Here is a 26,405-nt window from a genome sequence, read left to right as displayed (position 1 = left end):
GAAAATCCTGGGCGGATCGTCGCGACAATCAGCCGAGAACCGCCTTTATCTTCTCGGCCGCCTGGTCGAGCGCTTCCTTGGAACTCATCTGCCCGGTAAGCGCCGCCTGGATGGCGTCCTGAATGGCTTTGGAGATCTTCGGCCACGCGGGATGGGGGCCGCGGGGCTTCGCATATTTCAGCTGTTCCACGAAGACCTGGAGTGCCGCGTCCTTTTTCGGTTCGCCGGTCGCCGGAATAGCGATGTCGGAGCGCGGCGGCAGCTGTCCGAAGTCCTTGAACATCCGGTCGTCCTGAGAAACGAAATATTCGAGAACCTTGAAGGCTTCTTCCGGATGCTCGGTATTTGCGAAGACCGCCCAGTTGAAATCGCCCATGGCCGAAGAGCGTTCGGCGCCGACTTCCGGTACGGGCAGCAGCGCTACGCCCCAATCGAACTTCGCTTCCTCGAGCATGCGATCGATTTCCCAGGGGCCGGAGATCGCCATGGCCGCGTTGCCGGAATTGAAAGTACCGGTGGCGTCCCATTGGCTACGCGTCAGCGTGTCCGGCGAGGCGAGCTTCTCGTCGATGATCGTTTTCCAGACGTCGAGCGCCTTGACCGCGCCCTCGGCGTTGATGTTGTCGTAACCGCCACCGGCCATCTGCGCCCAGGGCAGGAACTGGAATGTCCCCTCCTCGTTGGCTTTGGCTGAGAAGGTGATGCCGTAGACGTTCTGAGCCGGGTCGGTCAGCTTGCGCGCCGCCTCGACGAGCTCGTCCCACGTTTGCGGGGGCTTGTTCGGGTCCAGGCCCTTCGCCTTGAACATGTCCTTGTTGTAGTAAAGGGCGATCGTGTTGGTGGCCTTTGGAATGCCGTAATATTTGCCATCCCAGGTCACCGAGGCGAGAGGCCCCTTGAAGTAGTTCTCCGGCTTGACGACCGAGGACTTCGCGATCATCTCGCTCAGATCGAGAAATGCACCGCGGGACGCAAAGAGCGCGTGTTCGGGATTGTCGACAGCGATGATGTCCGGCGCCTGCCCCGTCGAATAGGCCCGCATGGCTTCGCTGACCACGTCGTCGAACTGGATTTGCCGATATTCCACTTTAATGCCGGTGTTCAGCTTGTTGAAATCCTTTATCAAGTTAGGCGCCGGCTGGATGTCCCGGTCGAGCGACCAGACGCTGATCGTGACGTCCTCGGCGCTTGCCGAAAACGCCGGCAGGGAAACACTGGCAAGGGCGAATGCGCCCAGCATTGCAAATTTACGGATACCCATGGACTCCTCCTCTTTCGGGTTTTTCCGCAGCCGGCGCCCCCCGTGCCGGCCGTCGGGCATGTCTCAGGCCGGATCGGCGACGAAGTCGCCGCCGCGGCAGCCTTTCAGATAATTCAGAGCGTGCACCTGGCCCGTCATTTCCAGCGCATCGCGATATACCGGGTCATGCCAGCCTTCGATGTCGATCGAACCGGACCAGCCGGCGAGCCGGAGTTCCGAGATGATGTCGGTCCAGTTGCTGTCGCCGAACCCGGGCGTGCGCATGAAGACGAACTTCTCCTTGCCGAAGATGCCGTGCTCGCGGATGACGTCCCAGCGGATCGTCGCGTCCTTGCCGTGCACATGGAAGATCTTGTGCGCCCATTTGCGGATCTGCGGCAGCGGATCGATCAGATAGACCATCTGGTGGCAAGGCTCCCACTCCAGGCCGATGTTATCGTCCGGCGTCTCGTTGAAGATGAGTTCCCAGGCGTCCGGATTGTGAGCGATGTTCCAGTCGCCGGTTGCCCAGTTGCCGTCCATGGCGCAGTTCTCGAAGGCGATCTTTACGCCCTTGTCGGCGGCGCGCTGGGCGAGCTCGCGCCAGACCTTGCGGTAGCGCGGCAGGCTGTCGGTCAGCGGCCGGTTGCGGATGCGTCCGGTAAAGCCGGCAACGCATGTCGCGCCGAAATGGTGAGCGTTGTCGATGCAGTCCTTCCAGCCCTGCAGGCTCTGGAGGTCGATGTCGGTCTCCTCCAGCGGATTGCCGAACATGCCGAGCGTCGAGATCGTGATGTCGCGGTCGCCGATCGCCTCACGGCAGCGCTTGCCGAGCTCGGCAAGATCCTGGCCGTTGGTGGTCTGCCAGAAGAAGGGTTCGAAGCTTTCGAACCCAAGATCGGCGATCTCGCCTATGCGCTTGGCGGCTTCGCCCTTTGTGGCGCTGATCATGGTGCCGACGCGGATGGATTTGGCTGGATTGCTCATCAGATGCCTCACTTCAGATTGTCACGCGTTGCCGGGTGCGGGCGCTTTCGATCGCCGCAAAGACCATGGCAAGGCTGTTGATATTGTCGTCGCCCGCTGTCTCCGGCTTGGTACCGGATCGGACCGCAGCGACGAAATCGGCGATGACGCTGGCATGTCCGTGCGTCTCAAGCGGATCGGCTGGTTCGGGAACTTCGACCGGTACGAGTGGCCGGAAGAAACCCTCGCTGCCGGCGACACGGTTGGCGCTCAGCGCCTCGGCGCCATCCCAGAGCAGCGTGCCCTTGGTGCCGATGATCCGCCACTCGCTTTCCCAGCTCGTATTGGCCCCTTCGGCACACCAGGAACCGCGATAGGTGAAGGTCACATTGTCGGAAAGCTCGAATATCGCGGTGGCGGCCGCGCCGTGCGCGTACCAGGAGCCCTGCGGGTTTTCTTCGTGGCAATATACGGCGAGCGGCGTCTTGTCGGCGATGAACCGGGCGGCATCGAAGGTGTGGATCGCCATGTCGAGAAGCAGCACATGCTCCATCTCTTCGCGAAAACCACCGAAATGCGCGCCGATGAAGAAGTCGCAATGGATGCCCGTCAGATCGCCGATCGCGCCGCTTTCGATAAAGCGGCGGATGCGGCGTATGCCGGAGATGAAGCGGCGGTTCTGTACGATTGCATGGATCCTGCCCGCATTCCTGGCGAGTTCGATCAGCTCGCGGCCGGCTTCGAGCGAGGCCGCCATCGGCTTTTCGCTCAGCACGTGACAGCCATGCCTGAGCGCGGTGGCGACCACGTCGCGGCGCGCCGTCGGTACGACAATGTCGAAGAGGATGTCGGGTGCCGCTTCCGTCAACACGCTATCGAGGTCCGAACCGACAACGGCGTCTTCGATCTCGAACTCCGCCGCGAGCGCACGAGCCGCTTCGGGGTTCACGTCGACAAGCCCGACGACCCGGATTGCCGACTGGAGTTCGCGGTCCGCGGCGATCGCCTTGAGCCAACCTTTGGCCATAGCTCCGCACCCGCACAGAACTGCGCGCAAAATCACCATTCTCCTCCCGCAAACCTGCGTTTCCGGCTTGTTTCAGCCACCGTAAACGTTTACGGAACTATGCGGACTTTCCGAAACATGTCAATAGGGATTCGGAAAACTGGGCCGGTGCCGGGGGAATGGCGGACTGCTTATGGCCGCCTGACCGGTTCAACTGCACAGTATCTCGCTCGTGTCGATTGCCGGTCGAGTCACCGGTGACCAGAGAGGAAAAGCGCTTCGCATGAAGGGAATTCGGCGCCTGGCGCAACATCTCGATATTTCGATCGGAACCGTTTCGCGCGCACTGAACGGCCGCCCCGACGTCAATGAGGAGACGCGCAGGCGTGTCCTGGAGGCGGCTGAAAGGCTCGGCTATGTGGCGAACCAGTCTGGCCGCAGCCTGAGGCAGGGCACCACCAACATCATTGGCTTCATGATGCAGACCGGAACGGAGATCACCGGCCAGGGCGACACGTTCTTCATGAGCGTCTTCGACGGCGTGCAGGCGGTTTTCGCCAGGCACAAGCTCGACCTCGTTGCCCTGCTCTGCTCGTCGGAGGAAGATCCGACCGATTACCTGCGCCGCGTCGTCGCGCGCGGTTTTGCCGACGGGTTGATCCTTTCGGCAACGCGGCGCCACGATCCGCGCATAGAGTTTCTGGCCGAACGCAACATCCCCTTCGTAACGCTCGGCCGAAGCCTGACGGATGCCGGCCGCCCCTGGCTCGACCTCGATTTCGAGGGAATGGCGCAGATTGCCATCGACCGTCTGGTTGCGCGCGGACATCGCCGCATCGCGGTCACCCGTCCGCACGACGATGCCAACCTCGGCTACATCTTCGTCGACCGTTGCCGAGAAGCGCTTGCCGCGCATGGCCTTCCCTTGGAGGAAGAGTTGATCTTCCGATCGACGCCGAACGAGACCGGCGGCTATCAGATCGCGCGCGAGCTCCTGGCGCTCGAGGACCGACCGACGGCGGCCCTGCTCGTCAATGAGACGATTGCCATCGGTTTCTACCAGGGCCTCTCCGAAGCGGGCGTCAGGCCGGGCCGCGACATTGCGGTGATCGGGCGCTACAGCCCGCATGCACACTTTCTCTCGCCGCCGCTCACCTGCTTTCGCTTGTCGCTGCGCAACCTCGGCATAGCGCTTGCGGAAACGCTTCTGTCGACCATGCCTGCCTTCAAGCACCATTATCCGCAAGCGCCGGTAAACGCGGTCTGGCCGATGGAACTGGTCGAGGGCGAAAGCGACGGCTTTCTCGTCAATGGCGACGAAAGTCGTGGCTGACATAAGCCCCGCCGAGGTGGATCATTTTACCGATCCGCAGGTTTGAAGCTTGCTGCATGATTCCTTAAATCCGAGCAGATTGCGGGGCAATGTCATGGAGCACGCAAAGTGCTGGGCGGGTTCTGCGCTTGGGCACACGCCGCCGTAGGAACCTGCCGGCTGCAGTCCGGATCGGTGACTGCTCCTGAAAGGAGACCCCATGCGCGGATTTTTCTTCCTACTCGCCGGGCTGTCCGCAACGACGGCCTTTGCCCACGACGCTCCAAGCGGTTGGCAGTATCCGAGCGCCTGCTGTTCAACAATGGATTGCCGCCAGGTCGCGCAGACCGCGATCAGCGAGCGACCGCAAGGCTATATCGTCAGAGCAACTGGCGAAGTCCTCCCCTATGCCGACAGCAGGGTCCGAATGTCGCCGGACGGCGAGTACCACTGGTGCTCTGCGGCGGGTAAAGCCTATGGGAAGACGATCTGTCTGTTTGTACCCCCGAGGGGTTATTGAATAACCGAGGCGTCGAGAACCGCACTTCTCGTCATGCGGGTCTGGCACCGCGCCCGATCGGAGCGCGGCACGATGGCGGCCGGCGTCAGCGGGCGTCTGCGGATCCGGGGTCGCTCTCGAGCGTCGACAGGATCCGGTATGCGGCTTTCACGCGGGCAGGAATCGGGTAGTTCCTGTTGGCCAGCATCACGATGCCGATGCGCTCGGCCGGGACGAAGGCTGCATAGGCGCCGAACCCGTTGGTCGAGCCGGTCTTGTTGATCCACACGTTTTCCCTGGGCGCCGCGGGTGGAACGAGTCTGGTGACCTTGTGCGGCTCGAGTGCCATCCGGCTGGAATTGCCGGCGAGCAGATCGTCGAGCTTCGTCGGATAGGGATACATCTCCCAACCGAGCCCCTGCGTCATGGGGCCGACCTTGAAATATCCCGTATGCGTTGCGGCGATTGCGCGCCGGATCGTCTCGTCCAGGCTCGTGCCATCCATGTTCGCCTCAACGACGCGGATCAGATCGGCAGCGGTCGTTTTCACGCCGTAAGCTTCAGAGTCGAGAACGCCGCGCGTGACGCGGATGGGCTTGCCGGCTTTCGAATAACCATAGGCATAGTCGTCCAGCCGGTCCTGCGGCACGGCTATGAAGGTGCTCGTCAGGCCGAGGGCCGGGAATATCCTCTTCTCCATCAGATCGGCGAAGGGTTCGCCCATGCTCGTTGCGGCGAGATAGCCGAAGAGGCCGATGCTCGGGTTCGAGTAGAGCCTGTACGTGCCGGCGGCATAGGTCGGGCGCCAGCCCCTGTAGTAGTCGATCATGCTCTTCTGATCGGCAACGGAATCGGGAAACTGCAAGGGCAGTCCGCCGGCGGCATAGGTCCCGAGATCGAGAAGGCTGATCTCGTCGAAGCTCGTTCCGGCGAACGCCGGCAGGTATTTGCCGGCAGGATCGGACAGGACCAAGTCCCCACGCGCCTCGGCATAGGATGCGAGCGTCGCCGTGAAGGTCTTGCTGATCGAGCCGATCTCGAACAGCGTTTCGTCGGTGACCTTCTGCCCGCTCGCTTTCGACGCGAGGCCGTAATTGAAGATGTACCTCTTTCCGCGGGCGGTGACCGCGACCGCCATTCCCGGAACGCCATTCTCCTTCATCAGCGGCCGGATCGTCTCGTCCACTACGCGTGCAAGCTGTCCTTCATCGCCTCGGTCGGCGGCGTGCGCACCGGCTCCGCAGCAGAGCAAAGCAGCCGCAGCCACTGCGAATTTCGTCGCGGAAATCTTTGTCATGACAGGTGTCTAGCCTCGTGTTCGTTTGGATCTCCCGCATGGCGGGTGCGGCCGTCCGTCAGGCCGGACGCGCCGAAGCTGCGGCGCGTGCCCGGCGCACAGCAACCGGACGAGGCAAACGGACGGGACATGCTTATGAGCCCTGTGCGCATTTCACAAACGACAAGAACTTGCGCGAGCCATTAGAAGAACTTGGGCATCGCATTGCATGTGGTCCTTCCGGGCCCGGCATGTCGAGACCACGAACCGCCGCTACCCTTTGCCGGACACCGCGACCCTAGAAATAGATCGTCATGACGATGTCCTGATCGAAATCGCCGAAACCCTTGCCGAAGATGTTCAGCCCTCCGGGGTTCTCCGCCTTCTCGTCGATGCCTATCCGGAACCGTATCGAATGATGATCCGGTATGCCGAGGGAATTTATCGTCTGAGTCGACACCATCGCGCCGTCGATCCATGTACCGCGGTCGTCAATGGACCAGGTCTTGAGCTTGCCGTATTGCGAGCCGCTGAGTTTCCACCAGGCCGGCGAATACATGCCCCGCCGGTCGCCATAATCACCGGGCGACGTCCAGTAGCCGGCCTTGATGCCATTGATCCAGATGGAGATATCGGAGGGCCAGTTGGCGTTGGTGGCCGGCGTCTCGGAGCTCAGTTCGGCGGAGAACTCGATCTTCCGGACCGTCCGCCCCGTGACCTTGGCATTGTTCGGAAACTTGTATTCGACATAGCCGCGCGTGAACCAGAGCAGTGCGGCCTGCATGCGCTGCGGATCGAGAAAGACTTCCTGGACGTCGAGCATGCCTATGACGTTGTTGATCGAGCAGAGTCCGCAGGGCGCTTCCACCTCGAATTCGGTGAAAAGGCCGATCGGCATGCTGACGGTCACGACGTCGTCCGCAAGATTGGTGCGGTCGTCGAAACGGATGAGGATCTCGCCGTAGATGCTGGAACAGATCTTCTGGTTGCCCTTGGTCGCCTTCATCGTATGCGTCTGGATGAGGCCGGCCCTCTCCAGAGACTTGAGGTTGGTCGCCGTCGTCGATTGCGGCAGGCCCATATGGGTCGCGATCTCGTTGACGTTCAGAGGCCCCTTCAGGCGCAGAAGGTTGAGCATCTCGATGCGCGTTGCCGAGCCCAATGCCTGGACGACATCCGCATCCTTGATCGGGTCCACTGTAAGAAGCTTCGTCTCCATACTCTGCTACTGCCGCTCCGGCTCAGGCGTGATCTGCGCTGATAACACGCCCCTCCGCCAATTGTCGCACTGTTTCGTTTCACGAATGCCGATCCGAGGCGGTCGAAACCGCCGCGGATCGTCCGCTCAGCCCTTGATGCCGGATGACAGCATCAGCGCCTGCGTCACCCTCTTCTGGAAGAGCAGATAGGCGAGCGCGACCGGCATCGCCGCGAGAATTGCGACGGCCATGTCGCGTGCATATTTCACGCCGAAGGCGTCGTCGACCTGCGTGATACCGACGGTCACCGTCATCATCTCCTCCGAATTCGTCACGAGGAACGGCCAGAGGAAGGCGTTCCAGGCCATGATGTAAGTGATGATCGCCAGCGCCGTCGTGATCCCCCAGTTGAGCGGAAGATAAAGCCGGAACAGGATCTGGAAATCGCCGCAGCCGTCGAGCTTCGCCGCCTCGCGCAGCTCTTTCGGCACGGAGTCGAAGAATTGCTTGTAGACGATCACGACCACCGGGACGATGAGCTGCGGCAGGATGATGCCGCCCCAGCTGTTGATCAGGCCAAAGCGGTACATCAGCACGAATTGCGAAACGACCAGGGCCTGGGAGGGAACCATGAAGCTCGCGAGAATGATCCCGTAGAGGAGCCGCCGGCCCGGAAAGACGATCTGCGACAGCGCATAGGCGCACATTACGCTGATCAGGATGACGACCACGGTGACGGTTATCGAGGTGACGAGCGAGTTCACATACCAGGTTGCGAGATTGGTCTCGAACAAAGCGAAATAATAGGCCGAGAAGTTGAAGACGTCGGGGATGAAGGTCGTCTTGCTGATGACCTCCTGTTCCGGCTTCATCGACGTCACCGCCGCCCAGTAGAGGGGAAACGCCCACATGCACGCGACGCACAGGGTAAGAAGCAGAAGAAGGATATTGCCGATGGATTTCCGTTGCATCGCTCAGCGCCCCCTCACGCGCAGAAGCTGGTACTGAAGCACCGATACGGTCACGATGATCAGGAACAGGAAGACCGCCACAGCCGAGCCGAGCCCGCCGTGGTTGAGGCGGAACGCCTCGCGATAGACGAGCTGAAGCAGGACGTAGGTCGAGTTGAAGGGACCGCCTTCCGTCATCAGATAGACCTGATCGAAAATCTTGAGCTGCAGGATGAGTTGCAGTGTCAGGACGAGCGCGGTGACCGGCCAGATCAGCGGCCACGTGATGCGCTTGAAGCATTGCCAGCGCGTCGCGCCGTCGAGCATTGCCGCCTCGTAATAGTCGGCCGGAATGTTGCGCAGGCCGGCTATGAAAAGCAGAAGGTTGAAGCCGTTGGTCCACCAGACGGTGACGAGGGCCACCATAGGCATTGCCCAGAGAGGATCGCGAAAGACACTGATGCGCCTGCCGGTGACGAATTCGATGACATGTTGCGCAATCCCGAATTGCTGATCGAGCACCCACTCCCAGATCTGCGTCACGACCGAGACAGGCAGGATATAGGGCAGGAAGAACAGCACCAGGATGAGGCTCTGAAGCCAGCCTTTGAGGCGCACGACCATGAGCGCCAGACCGAGACCGATCAGCGTGTTGGGTACGACGGTGAGCACGACGAAATAGCCCGTGTTCCACACAGATGTGAAGAACAGTTTCTGGTTGAGCAGCTTCAGATAATTGTCGAAGCCGACCCACTCGCCTTCGCCGATCAGCGGCGCGTTGGTAAAGCTCAAGGCGAACATCTTGTAGACGGGATACGCAAAGACCGTCAGATAGGTGATCACGAACGGTGTGATCATCAGAACCGCGGTCAGCGTCTTGCTCCGTCTCTCGCTCGTCATCACCGAAATAGTCCTCCCCGTTGCCAAATGTACGAACCACCGGCCGGCGCAGTGGCCGGCCGGTCCGTTGATTTTCGCGTTACATCTGGCTCTTCAGTTCTTCGCGCATCTGCTCGATGGCATCCGCCGGATCGAGCTGGCCGTTCAAGGCAGGCACGATGAAATTCTGCGTCGCCTCGTAGATCGGTCCGCCAACGCCGGCCAGCGGAGAGACGGGATCGAATACCGCGGTGTCGGCGAGCTTGACGTAGGTCGAATTCGGCTGCATCGCTTTGAATTCGGCGCTCTCGGTCACCGGTTTATAGGCTGGAATGTGGCCGGCACCGGCCCAGGAGATGCTGTGTTCGTTCATCCAGGCAATGATCTGGAGAACCACTTTCAGCTTCTCCGGCGAGATCGGCTTTTCTTCGCTGTTCGGAACGGCAAAGGCATGGGAGTCCGCCCAGGTTGCAGGCTGTCCCATCAGAACCGGGATCTGGACAGCGCCCCATTCGAAGCCGAGATCGTTGTTCTTCTCGAGATCGACCATCGTCGGCACTTCCCAAACGCCGTTGATGTGCATGGCCGCCTTGCCGGAGGTGAAAAGCGCGATCGAAGCCTCATAGGATATGAGTTCCGGCGAATAGCCGGACGAAACCCAGTTGGCCATCGATGTCAGCGCCTTGACGCCGGCCTCGCCGGGCAGGATCTCCTCGCCTTCGATGAACTTGGCGCCCTGCTGGGAAAGGAGCGTGTAGAATACCCGCCACATCGAGCCGCCTTCGTCGGTGTGGAGCGAAAGCGGATATTGGACCTTGCCGGTCGCCTTGATCTTTTCGAGGGCGGCGTTGAAGTTGTCGAGCCCGTCCAGGCCCTTCGGCAGGCCGTCGTCCCCGAGCAGGCCCGCCTCCTTCAGAATGTTCTTGTTGTAGTAGAGGACAACCGAATGCACGTCGAAGGGAATGCCATAGGTCTGGCCGTCGGCAGAAGCCGAGTTCCAGCTCGCTTCGACATAATTTTCCTTCTTGATTCCGGCTGCCTCGAGCTCTTCAGGTGCCAGCGGCCGCAGAACGCCCGAGGGTATGGCAAGCGGGAAGCGTGACAGATGATAGGTCATGATGTCGGGCTGCTGGCCGACGGCGGCCGCCGTCTGGACCTTGCTGTAGAAGGGTACGCCCCATTCGAGCGTGGTCGCGTTGATGCGGATGTCCGGGTGCGTGTCGTTGAACTCCTTGATGAGCGCCTTCATGCGGACGCCGTCGCCGCCGCTCAGGAAGTCCCACCAGGTAATGTCCGTCTGCGCATGGGCAACTGCCGAAGGCAGGACCGCCAGCGCACCCGCAAGGGCAAGTTTCAGTAGCTTCTTCACGTCTCTCTCCTCCTGTTTTGAAGTTCAATCCACCGGCTTGCGCCGCATTGCTTCTCGCCCGGATGACGTCCCATCCGAACCGCTTTCAACGGAGCCGATCGCCGCTTCCCTCGAAGGCGAACATCTCCTCGGGTGCCAAGGTCAGGCGGACCGCCTGCTTGGGTTGCGGCCGCTCGTCGCCGCGGCACTCGATGGTCATTTCCTCCCCCGTCGTCGTGAGGGCGTGCAGGTAGCCGGTCCCGCCGAGTTCCTCGATGAACTCGGCCGTCACGTCCAGGCCGACGCCGCCCTCCCGTTCGCCGAGCGTGATGTGCTCCGGCCTTACCCCGATGAAAATCTCTTCGCCCGGGGCGACACCCGCCCGAGCCGGAATTTCGAACGGAACTCCTGGCGCGTCGTGGAGCTCGATCGTGAGCCTGTCGCCGCCGCCGGGAACGACGCGTGCCTTCAGGAAATTCATCCCAGGCGAGCCGATGAAGCCCGCAACGAACATGTTGTCCGGATTGCGATAAAGCTCGAGGGGCGCACCCGTTTGTTGAACGACGCCGGCCTTCAGCACGACGATCCTGTCCGCCAGGGTCATCGCCTCGACCTGATCGTGGGTGACGTAGACCATCGTCGCCCCGATCTGGCGGTGCAGCCGGGCAATCTCCATGCGCATCTTGACCCTGAGCTCGGCATCGAGGTTCGAAAGCGGCTCGTCGAAAAGGAAGACCCGCGGCTCGCGCACGATTGCGCGCCCGATTGCGACCCGTTGACGCTGGCCGCCCGAAAGCTGGCTCGGCTTGCTGTTCAGATAGTCCGAGAGCCGAAGGATTTCCGCGGCTGCCTTGACCTTCTGCTCGATCTCCGCCTTCGGCCGGCGGGCGATGGAAAGGCTGAACGCCATATTGTCGAATACGGAGAGGTGCGGATAGAGCGCATAGGACTGGAAGACCATGGCGACGCCGCGCTTCGATGGCTCCCTGTGGGTGACGTCCTCGGCATCGATCCTGATTTCGCCGCCGGTCGTCTCCTCCAGCCCCGCGATCATGCGCAACAGTGTCGACTTCCCGCAGCCCGAGGGCCCGACGAAGACAGCGAACTCGCCCTGCCCTATTTCGATATCGACATCATGGATCACCTTCACGGCGCCGAACGACTTGCTGACGCCGGTCAATTTGATTCCGGACATTGAACCTCCCCGATAGTGAATTCCGGCCCGGGCGTCACCCGGCCGCCCGGGCCGGAAAGGCTTATGCAGAAGCGACGGACAAAAGGACGAAGTGGTAGGAGCGCGGCGGCAGCGAACCGACCAGCGTCCCCGCATCGTCGATGGCGAGTTCCCTGCCGGCTTTGGGAACGATGCGGTTCTGATCCTCGACCGAGTTACGCGCCTTCAGGTCGTCGCCTGCGAGCATCTGGTGCTCGACGATCTTCGCCCCCTTGAAGCCCTGAAGATCGAGGGTGAGGCCGAGCGGCTCGTCGAGGCTGCGGTTGATCGCGAAGACGGCGATCGACTTGCCGTCCTCGTGCAGCACCGCCGACAGGTCGAGATAGGGCACGTCCTGAGCCACCTCGCAATCGTAGGTGGGGCCGGACTGCGCCACGGTGAGCGCGGTGCCGCGGCCGTATTTCGAGGCATATTGAAGCGGATAGTAGATCGACTGCCGCCAGGCGGGGCCGCCGGCCTTGGTGAGGATCGGCGCTATGACATTGACCAGCTGTGCCATGCAGGCGATCTTGACGCGGTCCGATCTCCGGATGAAGACGTTCAGCAGAGAGCCGACGAAGATCGCATCCTCGAGATTGTAGAGCTCTTCCAGCAGCGGCGGCGCTTCCGGCCAGTCCCAGCTGGCAATCCGCTCGCCGTCCTCCTTGCGGTCGTGATACCAGACGTTCCACTCGTCGAAGCAGATCTTGACGTCGCGCTTCGAACGCTTCTTCGCCTTGATGTAGTCGATCACGCCGCCGATCGTCACTATGTACCGGTCCAGTTCGATCGCCTTGGCATAATAATTGAGGGTGTCCTGCTCCTCGTTGCCGAAATATTTGTGCAGCGAGATGTAGTCGACGCTGTCGTAGCTCGCTTCGAGAACCGTCGCCTCCCATTCCGGGTAGGACTTCATCTTGTCGTTCGAGGAGCCGCAGACGACGGTTTCCAGCGTCTTGTCGAAATATTTGAAGGCCTTGCTCACCTCGTTGGCGAGATGGCCGTATTCGGCCGCACTCTTGTGACCGACCTGCCAAGGTCCGTCCATCTCGTTACCGAGGCACCAGATGCGTACATTGTGCGGCTCCTTGTAGCCATGCTTTGCGCGCAGATCGCTCCAATAGGTGCCGCCGGGATGATTGCAGTATTCGAGGAAGTTGCGTGCGTCGTCGAGGCCGCGTGAACCGAGGTTCATCGCCAGCATCATCTCGGTACCCGCAAGCTTTGCCCAATCGGCGAACTCGTTGACGCCGACCTGGTTGGTTTCGCGCGTGCGCCAGGCGAGATCGAGGCGCACCGGACGCTCCTCGCGCGGCCCGATACCGTCCTCCCAGCGATAGGCGGAAACGAAGTTGCCGCCGGGATAGCGGACGATCGGCATATCGAGATCGCGCACCATATCCAAAACATCGGTTCGAAAGCCGTCCTTATCCGCATTTTCGTGGCCGGGCTCATAGATCCCCGTATAAACGGCACGGCCCATATGCTCCAGGAACGAGCCGTAGACCCGCTTGTCGACGGACGAGATTGTATATTCCCGATTAAGGGTAGCCTTCGCTCGCATGGTGTTTCCTCGTTTATTGAAGTCGATTTTGGACGAAGCTAAATTGTATGATTTTTTATTTCAAGAGTTTTGTTTTATATCAGTATATCCGATACACATGGGAGTAGCTCACTTGATTTTTCGCCCTTGGCCTCGTCTCGCCGCCGCCTGCGGAACGATCCCCCGGCCAACCGATTAGACGGCTAAGGGCACCTGCGATTGTGTGGCGCGGCAGCAACTGTCATGATGGAACGGCGCTTCCTCAGCGGGCCTGAGAACTGGACGGAGCATATCGCTCATGGCTTGGTCCTTCAGTATCGGAACGATTGCCGGCACGGTAATTCGCGTGCACGTGACCTTCGCGCTGCTTCTGATCTGGATATGGCTGATGCACTACCGGATCGGCGGCACACCGGCTGCGATGGAGGGGATTGCTTTCATAGTCGCCGTCTTCGTCTGCGTCGTGCTCCACGAGTTCGGCCACATCGCGGCGGCACGCCGTTTCGGGATCAAGACGCCGGACATAACGCTGCTGCCGATCGGCGGCGTCGCCAGACCCGAGCGCATGCCGGAAGAGCCCGGCCAGGAATTCGTAATCGCCATCGCCGGTCCTCTGGTCAATGTGGCGATTGCCGCGGTGCTCATCGCCATCCTCGGCAGCTCGGCGGGCATGGAGCAGATAGCGGGCGTCGAAGACCCCCAGAGCGGATTTCTGGCAAGGCTTGCCGGCGTCAATGTTTTCCTCGTGCTCTTCAATATGATCCCCGCCTTCCCGATGGACGGCGGCCGCGTATTGCGGGCCGCTCTCGCCTCGCGGCTCAGCTGGTCGCGTGCGACCCAGATCGCCGCAACGATCGGCCAGGGCCTTGCCTTCGTCTTCGGCTTCGTCGGTCTGTTCTACAATCCTCTTCTCATCTTCATCGCCATCTTCGTCTATCTGGCCGCAACGGCGGAAGCCCAGAACGCCCAGATCCGCGAGATCTCCGGCAGCGTGATGATCTCAGACGTGATGATCACCGAATTCGCGACCCTTGACCGGTCGGCGACCATCGACGACGCCATCGACACGCTGCTTGCCACCACGCAGCGCGAATTTCCGGTGGTCGATGCCGCAGGCCACTTCGAGGGATTGCTGACGCGCGACGACATGATCCGCGCTCTGAAGGAGAAAGGCCCATCGACACCGGTGGTCGCCGCGATGCGCTGCAACCTGCCGACGATCCATCATCGCAAACGCCTCGAGGAAAGCCTGCGGCTCATGCAGGAATCCCATTCGCCGGCCCTCGCCGTCCTGGACGGCTCCGACCGCCTCGTCGGGCTGATGACGCACGAAACGATCGGCGAGATGATGATGGTGCGCGCGGCCGCCCCGGGCCGCTTCCGATTCGGCCACCTGCGGCAGACCGGAAGCCGAGGCTGAGCTCGAAGAATGATGGAACCGAATCGGCGCTCCGGGGTTTGGGCCACAACCCTACGGCGCTGCGCGTCCTGGCGAAACACGCAAGGTCGAGGAACCTGCAGGCAAATCGGATCGACTTAATGCTCGTGACGGTAGAAGTTCTCACGATCGTCCTGGTCGCGATAGCAACGGCACTGGCCCTTGCCCATGCACTCGAGTTGCCCGGCAAATTGCGATTGCCTAAGGAACAATATCTGGCGATGCAGGCAATCTACTATCCGGGCTTCACCATCGGGGGCGCAGCAGAGCCGGCGGCCCTGCTTCTTACTGCTGCTCTCCTCTTCCTGATGCCCGGCGGGACGACGGCATTCTGGCTGACGGCCGGGGCATTCGCCGGCTTGCTGGCGATGCACGCGGCCTATTGGATGTTGACGCACCCCGTAAACAACTTCTGGCTCAAGGATACGCAGTTGGGAGGAACGGGGGCGCGCTTTTTCGCTTTCGGCGCCCCGCGCGCTTCGACGGCCGCGGAAAGCACGGACTGGACCGCCCTGCGGGACCGCTGGGAGCGATCCCATGTCGTACGGGCCGTTCTCGGCCTCGCCAGCCTCGTATTGCTCGCAACGGCGATAGCTCTCTGAGGACTGCGCTATGTGCCACTGCCAAGGCGCGGTGCCAGCAGGGCGATAGAAATCGACCCGAAACCGAGGACCTTCAACGCGGCGACGGCCATGTGGCCCGTCTCCCATCTGAGGCGTATCGCTTCGAAGTCCGGCGGGATCGGGCCTGGTTTCCAGGTGGCCAGGATCGCATTTGCCGGAGCGACCAGCGTGAACCACGCCGCCAGCGCTCCAGCAAATAAAACCGCGCCGGCGAGGGCGAACCAGAACGCCGGCCGCTCATTGGCGAGCAGGTAGGAAAGAAAGCACGCCGCCAGTATCGTCGTGACGTCGAGCGGCCCGCCGACCTTTGCAAAAAGCGCGAACTGGCCGTTGAAGACGGTCGCCTCGCGCCACAGTTCCGGCGCCCAGACGAACAGCCGCGGCGGCGCCTCCAATACATGGGCGAAGGAGGGGCCGAGGCTGAGAGCCGCGAGCAGCAGCGATACCAGGCCTGTAAGATAAACGACCATTTCCCCGCCTTTACGTATGTCATCGGCAGCCTGGCCTACAACTTTGGCGATGGGCAAGTGTTCCATGAAAAAGAGAGACTATGCCGCTCTCGCCGACCTCACGGAATGTTGTTGAGAGAGGCCTCACTGCAGTCGCCGATGTGCCGGTATGATCCCCGGAGAACGGAGATCGATCCATGCACGCGAAGATGCCCGGGGGCCTGTTGGCCGGGTTCCTGCTTCTCCTCGTTCCTGCCCAGGGCTTCGGCCTCGACCTGCCGCGCTCGGGTCATCCGATATTCGACCGTGTCGTCACGCTTGTCGTCGACAACTTTCACGATCCCGCAGCGCTCGACGGCTTCGGCGCAGCGGTGCGGCAGGAACTCGACGGCGGCGACCCGCTGAACGCGAAGAGCACGGAGCCCCGGCTCGACGCTGCGGTCGAGAGAGTCCTCGCGAGCCTAGACGCGTCGCATACGGCTCGCTTCACGCGGGATTCGATTGCCTATTACGAGCTCGCCGACATATTCCGTTACGCTATCCGCCACGACATGAAGCGGCTGTTCCCGCCGGATGGCCGGGCCAGCTATGCCGGGGTCGGCATGGTCGCCCGGATGGAAAACGGCCTGCTGTTCGTCAGCGACGTCTATGACGGTTCGCCTGCGGACAAGGCGGGTATCCGGGTGGGCGACGAGGTTCTGTCGGTGGATGGCGCGCCGTATCGCGAAATCGAATCCTTCCGCGACAGGATCGGACAAAAGGTGGAGATCCGCCTGCGCCGTAATCCCGGCGCACAGCCCTTCACGGCCAGTGTCGCGGTCGAACGGCTGCGGCCCTTGCCCACATTCGAAAAGGCGATCGAGAACAGCGTGTCCGTCAACGAGAGCGACGGGCGACGCATCGGTTACCTGCGTCTTTGGACCCTTTCAAGTCCCGACGGTCTCGACATCGCGGCGCGTGAACTGGCGACCGGCCGTCTCAAGGACGCCGATGGAGTCGTCGTCGATCTGCGCGGACGCTGGGGCGGCGGTCCGCCCGACGCGGCGGAGCTCTTCGTCGGCGATACGCCGAACTTCAGGCTGATCTCCCGCAACGGCAAGGATATGCTCGCCAATGTCCGCTGGCGACGCCCGATCGTCGCCATCATAGACGAGGGATCGAGAAGCGGCCTCGAACTCTTCGCCTATGCGTTGAAGACCAACGGAATCCCGCTCGTCGGGACGCGCACGGCGGGGGCGCTTCTCGCCGGCCGCGCCTATATCCTGCCGGACGACAGCATTCTGGAGCTTGCGGTTTCCGACGCGGTGATCGATGACGGTGTGCGTCTGGAGGGGCGCGGCGTCGAGCCGGACGTAACCGTTCCGTTCCCCCTGCCCTATGCCGACGGACGCGACCCCCAGCGCGAAGCCGCCATGGAAGAGATGCGGCGCATCCTCGCCAAGGGCTGAGCCGGCGAACCGGTTCTTGAATTCGGGCCGCGTCGGCCCGCCTTCCCTCGTCTATTCGCTTTGCCGGAAGTTTCGGATCCGGTCGAAAAGCACGGCGAGCACGATGGCGCCGCCGATGAAGGCGCCCTGCCAGAATGCGTTAATCCCGAGCAAGCCGAGGCTGTTGCGGATCACCTCGATCAGCGCAGCTCCGATCAGGGCGCCGGAAGCCGTGCCGGCGCCGCCGGCAAGATTGGCGCCGCCGATGACGGCAGCGGCGATGACCTGAAGCTCCATTCCTGCACCTATATTGGTCGTCACGGCGCCGAGCCAGCCGGTCTGGATGATGCCGGCAATCCCCGCCGCGAGCGCGGAGATCATGTATACGGCAACCTTGATCCTTCTCACCGGAACGCCGGTGAGCGTCGCGGCGTGCTCGTTGCCGCCGATGGCGAAGACGTAGCGGCCGAACTTCGTCCAGCGCAGAACGAAGCCGGTGAGGAGCGCCAGGACGATCATGTAGAGCACCGGATTGGCGATACCGAGGAACCAGGCGCCGCCGCCAAGAGCCAGGAGCGTGTCGTGGTCCGGGCCGAACTCGAATACGACCGTATTGTTGGATGCGACCATCGCCAGGCTTCGCGCGATCGAGAGCATTCCGAGGGTGATCACGAAAGGTGGAAAGCCGAGATAGGCTATCATGACGCCGTTGAATGCGCCCGCGACCAGCGCCGTGCCGATCGAGGCGGCAATACCCACCTCTATGCCGTAGCCGGCATGCATGACCACGGCCAGCACCATGCTGCACAGGCAGAGGACCGACCCCACCGACAGATCGATGCCGCCGGTAATGATGACCAGCGTCATTCCAAGCGCGATGATCGCGACGAAGGTGAAGTTGCGCGTGATGTTGTAGAGGTTTTTGGCCGTTGCGAAGGAGTCGGTGGCAACCGACAGGAAGAGGCAGGCGAGGATGACCGCCACCAGGACCCAGAATGCCTGGCTGGCCAACAGGAACGAGAGCCATCCGCGGTCTCTCTGTCCGACTGCTCGATCGAGCGTAATTGCCATTGTCGACCTTCGCTTTCTTTTCGAATGGTTCACACCTGTTCGATGGCGCCGGTGATCAGTCCCGTCACCTCCTCCGGCGAACTCGCGGCGATCGGCTTGTCGGCGACCTTCCTGCCCCGACGCATAACGATCACCCGGTCGGCGACGGTAAAGACGTCCGGCATACGGTGGCTGATCAGCACGACGGCGATGCCCCGGTCGCGCAACTCGCGGATCAGGTTCAGCACCTCGGCCACCTGGCGCACCGAAATGGCCGCCGTCGGTTCGTCCATGAGCACGATCTTGGCCTCTGAAAGCATCGTCCGCGCGATTGCAACCGCCTGCCGCTGACCGCCCGACATTTGCCTGACCAGGTTGCGCGGCGGCGTCTCCGACTTCAGTTCTTTGAAAATCTCGCCGGCGCGGCGATACATCGCCCTGTAATCGAGTATGCGCAGCGGCCCGATGCCGCGCCTGATCTCCCGCCCGAGAAAGACATTTGCAGCAGCCGTGAGGTTGTCGCAAAGCGCCAGATCCTGATAGACGATCTCGATGCCGTGCTGCCGCGCCTCGACCGGGCGATGCATCACGAGTTCCGCACCGTCGAGCCGGATCGTTCCATGACTCGGCCGGAAGTTGCCGGCCATCATCTTGACCAGAGTCGACTTGCCGGCGCCGTTGTCGCCCATGAGCCCGACCACCTCGCCGCGGTCGAGCGAGAGCGACACGTCGCTGACCGCCTGAATGGCGCCGAAATGCTTGGAAATATTGACGAGTTCGAGAACTGCCACAGCCGTCTAGCCTCCCGAAGCAGCGGGCCGCCTCCTCGGTCGCTTGCCCCGCTCTCGCGCGCTCCCGGCAAGGCGACCGCCTCCATTTACGCAAATGCGCGGGAAAGCGTCAATCAATAGTCCTACAAATCGCTCCGCACATACGCTGAAACGCATATTGTCATACAAATAGTCGTTGACGTGCCGTTCGCGTGGATATTAGCTGGTGCTGGGAGGAGAGCATGCTGATCCTTGTCCCCGGGGCACGGACAGGGTCAGGCGGACCTCATCGCAGCGCTGGTCGACAATCCGCGCGCGACCGGCCGCTCTTCAATGCCTCGATGGATCGACGGCTGCGCGACGCCGCCGCCTACCCGAAACTCTGATATTTCAAGGCGCGGGCACGCGCGTGTCCGCTTGTTTCAAGGGAGGAAGGAATGAGGAAGGCACTATTGCTTGCCGTTGCCGCTCTGGCACTCAGCGCCGGAACGGCCATGGCCCAGAAGAAACAGCTCGTCATCGTGGTGAAGGGGCTGGACAATCCCTTCTTCGAAGCGATCAACCAGGGTTGCCAGAAGTGGAACAAGGAAAATCCGGACTCGGAATACGAGTGCTTCTACACGGGTCCGGCTTCGACCTCGGATGAGGCTGGCGAGGCGCAGATCGTTCAGGACATGCTGGGCAAGGCTGAAACCGCCGCAATCGCCATCTCGCCATCCAATGCGAAGCTCATCGCCCAGACGTTGAAGACTGCCAATCCATCGGTGCCGGTCATGACCGTGGACGCGGATCTCGCCGCCGAAGACTCTGCCCTGCGCAAGACCTATCTCGGGACCGACAACTATCTGATGGGCTACCGCATCGGCGAGTACATCAAGAAGGCCAAGCCCGATGGCGGCAAGATCTGCACCATCGAGGGCAATCCCGGCGCCGACAACATTCTGCGCCGCGCCCAGGGCATGCGGGACGCCCTGACCGGCCAGAAAGGCCTGGCGGAACTCAAGGGCGAAGGCAACTGGACCGAAGTGGCGGGCTGCCCGGTCTTCACCAATGACGACGGCGCCAAGGGCGTGCAGGCGATGACCGACATCCTTGCCGCCAATCCCGACCTCGATGCTTTCGGGATCATGGGCGGGTGGCCGCTGTTCGGCGCGCCACAGCCCTATCGCGATCTGTTCAAGCCGATGGCCGACAAGATCGCCAAGAACGAATTCGTCATCGGCGCTGCCGATACGATCGGCGAGGAGGTCGCCATCGCCAGGGAAGGATTGGTCACCGCTCTCGTCGGGCAGCGGCCATTCGAAATGGGCTACAAGGCCCCGCAGGTCATGCTGGACCTGATCGCCGGCAAACCGGTCGAAGACCCGGTCTTCACCGGCCTCGACGAGTGCACCAAGGAGACCGCGGATACCTGCATCCAGAAATAGCCGGTCGAAGGCCGGCAGCCTGCAGCGCCGCAGGATTGCCGGCCTTTGCACTCCCTGGTTCAGATCTGCCAGTCCGCGTCGAGCGAATAGGCTTTGATGTAGTCGATCTTCATTTCGGACCCGTCTGCGAGACCGTCGCTGGGCGTGCCGGCGATGCCGCCGACCGCCAGGTTGACGAGCATGTACATCGGGTCGTGCATGTCGGAAGGCGTATCGGCGCGCGCGATCGCCGCATCGTCGAAATACCAGACGATCTCTTCTTCCGTCCAAAGCACCCCGTATGTGTGAAAGCCGCTCGCATCTGCGACCTTCACCGCATTCTCGATGCTCGTCCTCGATCCCGTTTCGTTGGAATGCACCGTGGCGATGACGGTATTCGGGTCCTGTCCGCGCATTTCCACGACATCGAGTTCCGGCGGCCAGGAACCGTCGGCGGGCAGCAGCCAGAAGGCCGGCCAGACGCCCTGGTCGTCCGGCATGTCCGCGCGCATTTCGAAATAGCCGTAGGTTTGGGCAAAGGACGAGTAGGTCGTCAGCATTCCGGACGTGTAATCATAGCCGTTGATCTCGGCCTGGATCGCCTCCGACGCCGGCGCGGCCGTGATCGTCAGCACGCCGTTGTTGACGGAGAAGGGGTTGACGGAAGCGGTCGGCTCATAGCTCGGATTGATGTACCATTGCTGCTCGCCATTACTGGAAAGCGTCGCTCCCTTTTCCGGCGCCCACCAGAATTTGGTGTCCCAGACCCCGCTTGTACCGTTTCGAAGCTGAAGCGTATTGAACTCGTCCGAGAAAGTCTGAGACAGGACGGAGCGGTCGAGGCTTAGCCTGAACTGGTGCGCCTGCAATTCGTCGGCGGTGGTGTTCGCGAATACCAGGCTCTCGCCATCGGCGAGATGGAGCCGGAGATCCGCGCCCTCCTGAGCCACATTGGACAGAATCTGCTCGAACGACGTGAAGCCGTAGCCGTCGAGGCGTACGATGTCGTCATAGTTGAAATCGGTGATCAGGTCGCTTCCGTTGCCTCGCGCAAACACGAAGGTGTCGGCACCGCCCGCGCCGATCAGGACATCGTTGCCGCCGCGCCCGTCGATCGTCTGCGTTCCCGACGCGCCCTTTATGATGTTGTCCGTATCGTTGCCGAATGCGAAACGACCGCTTCCGGTAACCGTGAGGTTCTCGAAGTTCGCCGGAAGGGTGTAGCTCATCCACGTGCTTATCGTGTCGACGCCCTCGCCGGCCGCTTCCGATGCCCGGTTGATCGACGAATACAGGTAGTAAATGTCGTCGCCTCTGCCGCCGATCATGGTGACGTTCACGGAGCTGTCGCCCCACATGGAATCGTTGCCGGCAGTGCCATGGAGCGTGGGGCCAGAGCCGGTGGCGGAGAACCAAGCAGTCGAACTGCCGCTGTAGTAAAGCGGCGTTCCCACGGCGTTCAATACGGTTTTGCTCATCGAAATGTCTCCGGTTTGATGTTCGGTTTCCTCCGCTCACCCCGGCGCTGATCGCGTCCTCAGGCCTAATCTAGACGGGGCTGCCGTTTTAATAACCCCCAAGAGTTTGGGGGACGGGCGCGGAACAAAGCAGCGATGGCTGCGTTCTTTGAAGTTGGCGGCGGCTGCGGAGGGAACATGCACGGCGCAGAAATTCTACCCAAAACGACGATCGACGATGTCACGACTTCAGAGGCGACCGATTATCGGGCCGTGCTCGACGCACTCGCGGTGCCGGTATACACGACCGACGCTGAAGGTATCGTCACTTACTGCAACGCCGCGGCGGTGGCCGTTGCGGGGCGCGAGCCGGAGCTCGGCAAGGATCGCTGGTGCGTCAGTTGGCAACTGAGGCGGCCGGACGGCTCGCCTCTTGCGCACGACCAGTGCCCGATGGCGCGCGCATTGAAAGAAGGGCGGCCGATAAGGGGCGAAGAACTTATCGCGGTCCGTCCGGACGGCACCTCGGTCCCGCTTCTCCCGCATCCGACGCCGATCTTCGACGACACGGGCGCATTGACAGGAGCCGTCAATCTTCTCGTGGACCTCAGCGGCGCGAAGGATATGGAGCGCAGTTCCCGCTATCTCGCCGCGATCGTCGAATCTTCCGACGATGCGATCGTCGCGAAGAACCTGGACGGGATCATCACCAGCTGGAACCGCGGCGCGCAGCGGCTTTTTGGCTATACGGCGGAAGAAGTTATCGGCAAGTCGATCACCCTCCTCATACCACCGGAACGTCTGAGCGAGGAGCCCGGCATTCTCGAACGCATTCGTAGAGGCGAACTGGTCGACCATTTCGAGACCAAGCGCCGGCGCAAGGACGGGACTCTCGTCGATATTTCGCTCACCGTTTCGCCGGTCAGGGATGCAACCGGCCGCATCATCGGCGCCTCCAAGATCGCCCGCGACATCACCGAGACGAAAAGCGCGGCAGAGGCATTGGCTGCGCGCTTTCGTGAGCAGGCCGCGCTGTATCGTCTGACTGAAAGGGTTCAGCGTACCAAACGGATAGAAGAAGGCTACGAGGCGACACTGGACGCCATCCAGGGCGCGTTGAATTGCGACCGTGCGTCGATTCTGCTTTTCGACGATTCCGGGACCATGCGGTTCGTCGCCGCCCGGGGCCTTTCAGAGCATTACCAGCGCGCTGTCGACGGACACTCCCCTTGGCATACGGGAGCGAACGAACCCGAGCCGATCTTCGTCGAGAATATCGACGAGACGGAAATCTCGCGGGAGCTGAAGGAGAGCATAGTCGGCGAAGGTATTGGCGCGCTCGGCTTCTTCCCGATCGTCACGGAAGGCAGGCTGATAGGCAAATTCATGACCTATTACGACCGGCCACATCAGTTTGCGGAAACCGAAATCGGCATGGCGCTTACCATCGCGCGGCAACTCGGATTCAGCATTCAGCGCATGAGAGCCGAATATGCGCGGCGCCAGGCGGAAGAGCAGTTGCGCCGCAACGAGGCGAACGAAAGGGCGCGCGCGGCCGAGTTGGCGGCGATCATGGAGGCCGTCCCGGCTTTGATCTGGATGGCGCGCACGCCGGATTGCCGCGTCATCAGCGGCAATAACAGCTCCTACGAGATTTTGCGGCTACCGCACGACAGCAACCTTTCGATGTCGGCGCCTCCCGGCGAACACCCCACCAACTTCCGCGTTTTCTCGGAAGGGCGGGCATTGTCGCCGGAGGAGATGCCCGTACAAAGGGCGGCGCGGGGCGAAGAGGTGCAGAACTTCGAGGAGGAAATACGCTTCGACGACGGAAGCTCCCGTCATATCTTCGGCAACGCGACTCCGCTGCGCGACGTCACAGGCGAAGTGGTCGGAGCTGTCGCTGCCGCTGTCGACATCACCGGACGCAAGCAGGCCGAGGAGGCGCTCCAGGAAAGCGAACGGCGCCTGCAGCTCGCACTGGATGCAGGACATATGGGCGCCTGGGAGTGGAACCTCGAAACGGGTGAGGTGATCTGGTCGCCGGGGCTGGAGGCGCTTCACCGTATCGAGCCCGGATCGTTCGGTGGAACGCTGGCCGACTTCAAGCGCGACGTACACCCGGACGATCTTCCCTTGATCGAGCGCGAGATGGCCAGGGCGATCGAGGAAGAGGGAGACTACCACGTCGTCTACCGTGCTCAGCTCCCCGACGGGACTACCCGGTGGATCGAGGCTTTCGGACAGCTTTCGCCGCGCAACGGCCCCAAAAGGCGTTTGATCGGCGTCTGCATGGACATCACGGAGCGCAGAGAGGCCGAAGCGCAGCGCAATCTCCTCGTCGCCGAGCTCAGCCACCGCGTGAAGAACACGCTGGCGATCGTCGGCTCGATCGCACGACAGACCTTCTCGACCAATCCGGACGCCACCGCGGCGCACCGTTCCTTCGATGCGCGCATAAGGGCGCTCGCGCAGACGCATACGCGCCTGGCGGAGGCGAGCTGGTCTGGAGTTTCCCTGAAAACCGTGCTGTTCGACGAACTGGCACCCTATCAGGACGACGGCAGGACCAACGTGACCCTTGCGGGGCCGCCGGCGATGTTGCCGCCCAAGCATGCGCTCACCCTCGGCATGGCGGCGCACGAGCTTGCAACCAATGCCGCGAAACACGGGGCACTCTCCGTCAAGAGCGGAAAAGTCGATATCGAATGGATGATCGACGTGGCAAGTGAGCGGCTGCGGATATGCTGGCGCGAGACGGGCGGACCGGCGGTTGTTGCGCCCAAGCACAACGGTTTCGGGCGTCTGTTGCTCGAGCGGGTCCTCGCCTCGGATCTTGGCGGTGAAGTGCATCTCGAGTTTGCGCCGCAAGGCCTGGTTTGTACGATCGACGTTCCTTATCCGCGCGGAGCTCCGGGATGAACCCCGGCGACCGATGCCGTGTGCTCGTCGTCGAGGACGAGTTTCTTGTCGCGCTTCAGATTGAAGACGATCTCGTCGCGGCGGGCTATTCGGTGATCGGCCCATTCACGAGCCTCGCACAGTCGTTTTCCGCAGTCCGCGCACACCCGTTCGATATCGCGACCCTTGACCTGAACCTACGAGGCGAGTTCGCCTATCCACTTGTCGATGAACTCATGGAGCGCGAGGTGCCGGTGCTTCTGTTGACCGGTTACACCGTGTTTGACTTGCCTGAACGATTTCGTGCCCTGCCTCGCCTGGCAAAACCCTTCAACGGCACGCAGCTCATCCAGAAGATAAAAGGCCTTCACCCGTTTCATGGCAGCCCGGCCGGCGTATGAGCCGGCCGGGCCAGATTACAACGGGTCACGGTGCTGAGCGCTTCCGGCAGAGGATGGCGGAACCGCGCACCTCGTTCTGCCGATCTCACATTTCCGTGGGCAGGAAATGGGAAAGCGGCACCTGCAGTGCACCGGCGACGCGCTTGAGCTTCGCCGGGCTGAACTCCGTGCCGTTCTCGATATCGTTGATTTCGACGACGGCGAGGCCGCAGGTGACCGCGAGATCCTCGATGCTGTAGCCGACCGCTTCACGCGCGGCCTTGACGCGAGCGGCGATGTCGCCGTTGGGCATCGGAGCGGCTTCCTTGTCGCCAATGTTGGAGGGTGAAATAGACATAAATGTCTCCTTCTCTTGGCATGAAAATTCTTACGAATTTTGCTGTTGAGTACGGGTCGACACGCGTCACTGCATGCCCCCTGAACCGCAATTCAAGGGAAAAGACATGCAACAGATAAAAGTGCTGCAGCAACCTTTGTGCGCGTGAGACGCGCGGCGCTGCAGGACGGCGGTAACGTTTTATGTCATCGCTGTAACATGGACAAGCCGAAATCGCTCTTGTGCACCGGAAGCGCCAGTCGAGCACCGGAATGTGGATTTCGGCATCGTGGGGTTGCGATGTCCCGATTCGGCCACCGGCCCGAGAACCGTGCTCAAATATTGCTGACGACGGGCAAATGTCCGGCGGCGATAACGGTCAGGCCTCGTAGATCACAAAAGTTTACTGTATAGCCGGTGGGACCTGTCAGGTACTTCCCATGCGACAGTTGCAGAAGAAAATCTCGAATACATTCAAAGGGTCGCACGTCGTGGCTGCATGCTCAGCGATGCCGTTCCGGAAACGGGTGGGGTCCGACTGTCTAGGAACGGATCAAAATCCGGTTTTCAGTCGGCGCCGTTGTCCATACATTGAGCAGTATGGGGATTTCTAATTTAGCTCTATTACAGATTTTTAACGGCCTATTTGCTTCGTACCGACTGTTGCTCGGCACTGAATCTCCACTTGTCGGACCGCCGCCGCCGAGCATGAAACCGGGCGCTGCCATACGGCACT

Annotated in this window: 23 protein-coding genes; 8 read left to right on the top strand and 15 right to left on the bottom strand. The window is 61.7% G+C overall.

Annotated elements, in window-relative coordinates; all coding sequences use genetic code 11:
• Window positions 1–28 precede the first annotated feature (28 nt).
• From AC5J09_RS06970 to AC5J09_RS06960, 3 genes are all read right to left on the bottom strand, one after another.
• Complete coding sequence (locus tag AC5J09_RS06970; protein ID WP_100670335.1) at window positions 29–1,261, bottom strand: ABC transporter substrate-binding protein; 1,233 nt, start codon at window positions 1,259–1,261, stop codon at window positions 29–31.
• 63 nt (window positions 1,262–1,324) lie between these two features.
• Entirely contained in the window at window positions 1,325–2,227 is a 903-nt protein-coding gene (locus AC5J09_RS06965; RefSeq protein ID WP_100670336.1) for a sugar phosphate isomerase/epimerase family protein, read from the bottom strand.
• A 13-nt stretch (window positions 2,228–2,240) separates the two neighbouring features.
• Entirely contained in the window at window positions 2,241–3,272 is a 1,032-nt protein-coding gene (locus tag AC5J09_RS06960) for a Gfo/Idh/MocA family protein (RefSeq protein WP_338281055.1), read from the bottom strand.
• Window positions 3,273–3,495: 223 nt separating this feature from the next.
• On the opposite strand from AC5J09_RS06960, the gene AC5J09_RS06955 reads away from it, so the two are divergent.
• Window positions 3,496–4,545 (top strand): LacI family DNA-binding transcriptional regulator, encoded by a 1,050-nt coding sequence (locus tag AC5J09_RS06955; RefSeq protein ID WP_100670338.1) that lies wholly within the window; start codon window positions 3,496–3,498, stop codon window positions 4,543–4,545.
• A gap of 199 nt (window positions 4,546–4,744) precedes the next feature.
• The gene (locus AC5J09_RS06950; RefSeq protein WP_100670339.1) at window positions 4,745–5,044 is read left to right on the top strand and encodes a hypothetical protein; all 300 of its coding nucleotides are present in this window, start codon (window positions 4,745–4,747) and stop codon (window positions 5,042–5,044) included.
• An 85-nt stretch (window positions 5,045–5,129) separates the two neighbouring features.
• On the opposite strand, the gene ampC is transcribed toward AC5J09_RS06950, so the two are convergent.
• The 7 genes from ampC to arfA form a co-directional block, all read right to left on the bottom strand.
• Entirely contained in the window at window positions 5,130–6,320 is a 1,191-nt protein-coding gene (ampC, locus tag AC5J09_RS06945; protein WP_324763742.1) for a class C beta-lactamase, read from the bottom strand.
• 277 nt (window positions 6,321–6,597) lie between these two features.
• Window positions 6,598–7,518 carry an ArsR/SmtB family transcription factor gene (locus AC5J09_RS06940; protein WP_324763743.1) on the bottom strand — a complete coding sequence of 307 codons (921 nt, stop codon included), beginning with the start codon at window positions 7,516–7,518 and terminating at the stop codon, window positions 6,598–6,600.
• Between the two features lie 126 nt (window positions 7,519–7,644).
• Window positions 7,645–8,469, bottom strand: a complete 825-nt coding sequence (locus AC5J09_RS06935; RefSeq protein ID WP_004434537.1) for a carbohydrate ABC transporter permease — start codon at window positions 8,467–8,469, stop codon at window positions 7,645–7,647.
• Window positions 8,470–8,472: 3 nt separating this feature from the next.
• The gene (locus AC5J09_RS06930; RefSeq protein ID WP_018096985.1) at window positions 8,473–9,348 is read right to left on the bottom strand and encodes a carbohydrate ABC transporter permease; all 876 of its coding nucleotides are present in this window, start codon (window positions 9,346–9,348) and stop codon (window positions 8,473–8,475) included.
• 79 nt (window positions 9,349–9,427) lie between these two features.
• Window positions 9,428–10,696 carry an ABC transporter substrate-binding protein gene (locus tag AC5J09_RS06925; RefSeq protein WP_324763744.1) on the bottom strand — a complete coding sequence of 423 codons (1,269 nt, stop codon included), beginning with the start codon at window positions 10,694–10,696 and terminating at the stop codon, window positions 9,428–9,430.
• Between the two features lie 85 nt (window positions 10,697–10,781).
• Window positions 10,782–11,870 carry an ABC transporter ATP-binding protein gene (locus tag AC5J09_RS06920; RefSeq protein ID WP_324763745.1) on the bottom strand — a complete coding sequence of 363 codons (1,089 nt, stop codon included), beginning with the start codon at window positions 11,868–11,870 and terminating at the stop codon, window positions 10,782–10,784.
• A gap of 61 nt (window positions 11,871–11,931) precedes the next feature.
• On the bottom strand, window positions 11,932–13,452 hold the full coding sequence (arfA, locus tag AC5J09_RS06915; protein WP_102764459.1) for an arabinosylfuranosidase ArfA: 1,521 nt from the start codon (window positions 13,450–13,452) through the stop codon (window positions 11,932–11,934).
• Window positions 13,453–13,729: 277 nt separating this feature from the next.
• Between arfA and AC5J09_RS06910 the strand changes: the two genes are divergently transcribed.
• The gene (locus AC5J09_RS06910) at window positions 13,730–14,851 is read left to right on the top strand and encodes a site-2 protease family protein (RefSeq protein ID WP_494297212.1); all 1,122 of its coding nucleotides are present in this window, start codon (window positions 13,730–13,732) and stop codon (window positions 14,849–14,851) included.
• A gap of 119 nt (window positions 14,852–14,970) precedes the next feature.
• Entirely contained in the window at window positions 14,971–15,471 is a 501-nt protein-coding gene (locus AC5J09_RS06905; protein ID WP_324763747.1) for a DUF1772 domain-containing protein, read from the top strand.
• Window positions 15,472–15,479: 8 nt separating this feature from the next.
• Here the strand turns inward: AC5J09_RS06905 and AC5J09_RS06900 are convergent, their stop codons facing one another.
• Complete coding sequence (locus AC5J09_RS06900) at window positions 15,480–15,962, bottom strand: DUF1772 domain-containing protein (protein ID WP_324763748.1); 483 nt, start codon at window positions 15,960–15,962, stop codon at window positions 15,480–15,482.
• 176 nt (window positions 15,963–16,138) lie between these two features.
• Between AC5J09_RS06900 and AC5J09_RS06895 the strand changes: the two genes are divergently transcribed.
• The gene (locus AC5J09_RS06895) at window positions 16,139–17,389 is read left to right on the top strand and encodes a S41 family peptidase (protein ID WP_324763749.1); all 1,251 of its coding nucleotides are present in this window, start codon (window positions 16,139–16,141) and stop codon (window positions 17,387–17,389) included.
• A gap of 51 nt (window positions 17,390–17,440) precedes the next feature.
• Here AC5J09_RS06895 and AC5J09_RS06890 read toward each other — a convergent pair whose 3' ends face one another.
• Together AC5J09_RS06890 and AC5J09_RS06885 are read right to left on the bottom strand one after the other, a co-directional pair.
• Window positions 17,441–18,439 carry an ABC transporter permease gene (locus AC5J09_RS06890; RefSeq protein WP_004434515.1) on the bottom strand — a complete coding sequence of 333 codons (999 nt, stop codon included), beginning with the start codon at window positions 18,437–18,439 and terminating at the stop codon, window positions 17,441–17,443.
• 29 nt (window positions 18,440–18,468) lie between these two features.
• Window positions 18,469–19,209, bottom strand: a complete 741-nt coding sequence (locus tag AC5J09_RS06885) for an ATP-binding cassette domain-containing protein (RefSeq protein ID WP_018097000.1) — start codon at window positions 19,207–19,209, stop codon at window positions 18,469–18,471.
• Window positions 19,210–19,625: 416 nt separating this feature from the next.
• Here AC5J09_RS06885 and AC5J09_RS06880 point away from each other — a divergent pair, with 416 nt between their 5' ends.
• Complete coding sequence (locus AC5J09_RS06880) at window positions 19,626–20,615, top strand: sugar-binding protein (RefSeq protein WP_004434499.1); 990 nt, start codon at window positions 19,626–19,628, stop codon at window positions 20,613–20,615.
• A 59-nt stretch (window positions 20,616–20,674) separates the two neighbouring features.
• Here the strand turns inward: AC5J09_RS06880 and exsH are convergent, their stop codons facing one another.
• Window positions 20,675–22,072 carry an endo-1,3-1,4-beta-glycanase ExsH gene (gene exsH, locus AC5J09_RS06875; RefSeq protein ID WP_324763750.1) on the bottom strand — a complete coding sequence of 466 codons (1,398 nt, stop codon included), beginning with the start codon at window positions 22,070–22,072 and terminating at the stop codon, window positions 20,675–20,677.
• Between the two features lie 177 nt (window positions 22,073–22,249).
• Here exsH and AC5J09_RS06870 point away from each other — a divergent pair, with 177 nt between their 5' ends.
• Both AC5J09_RS06870 and AC5J09_RS06865 read left to right on the top strand, forming a co-directional pair.
• Window positions 22,250–24,973 (top strand): PAS domain S-box protein, encoded by a 2,724-nt coding sequence (locus AC5J09_RS06870; RefSeq protein ID WP_494297209.1) that lies wholly within the window; start codon window positions 22,250–22,252, stop codon window positions 24,971–24,973.
• Window positions 24,970–25,353 carry a response regulator gene (locus AC5J09_RS06865; protein WP_324763752.1) on the top strand — a complete coding sequence of 128 codons (384 nt, stop codon included), beginning with the start codon at window positions 24,970–24,972 and terminating at the stop codon, window positions 25,351–25,353. The genes AC5J09_RS06870 and AC5J09_RS06865 overlap by 4 nt, the downstream gene beginning before the upstream one ends.
• 85 nt (window positions 25,354–25,438) lie before the next feature.
• Here AC5J09_RS06865 and AC5J09_RS06860 read toward each other — a convergent pair whose 3' ends face one another.
• Window positions 25,439–25,690 (bottom strand): helix-turn-helix domain-containing protein, encoded by a 252-nt coding sequence (locus tag AC5J09_RS06860; protein ID WP_018097005.1) that lies wholly within the window; start codon window positions 25,688–25,690, stop codon window positions 25,439–25,441.
• Window positions 25,691–26,405 lie beyond the last annotated feature (715 nt).

The organism is Sinorhizobium sp. (assembly GCF_059070375.1).
This window is presented reverse-complemented; position numbering and strand designations above follow the sequence as displayed.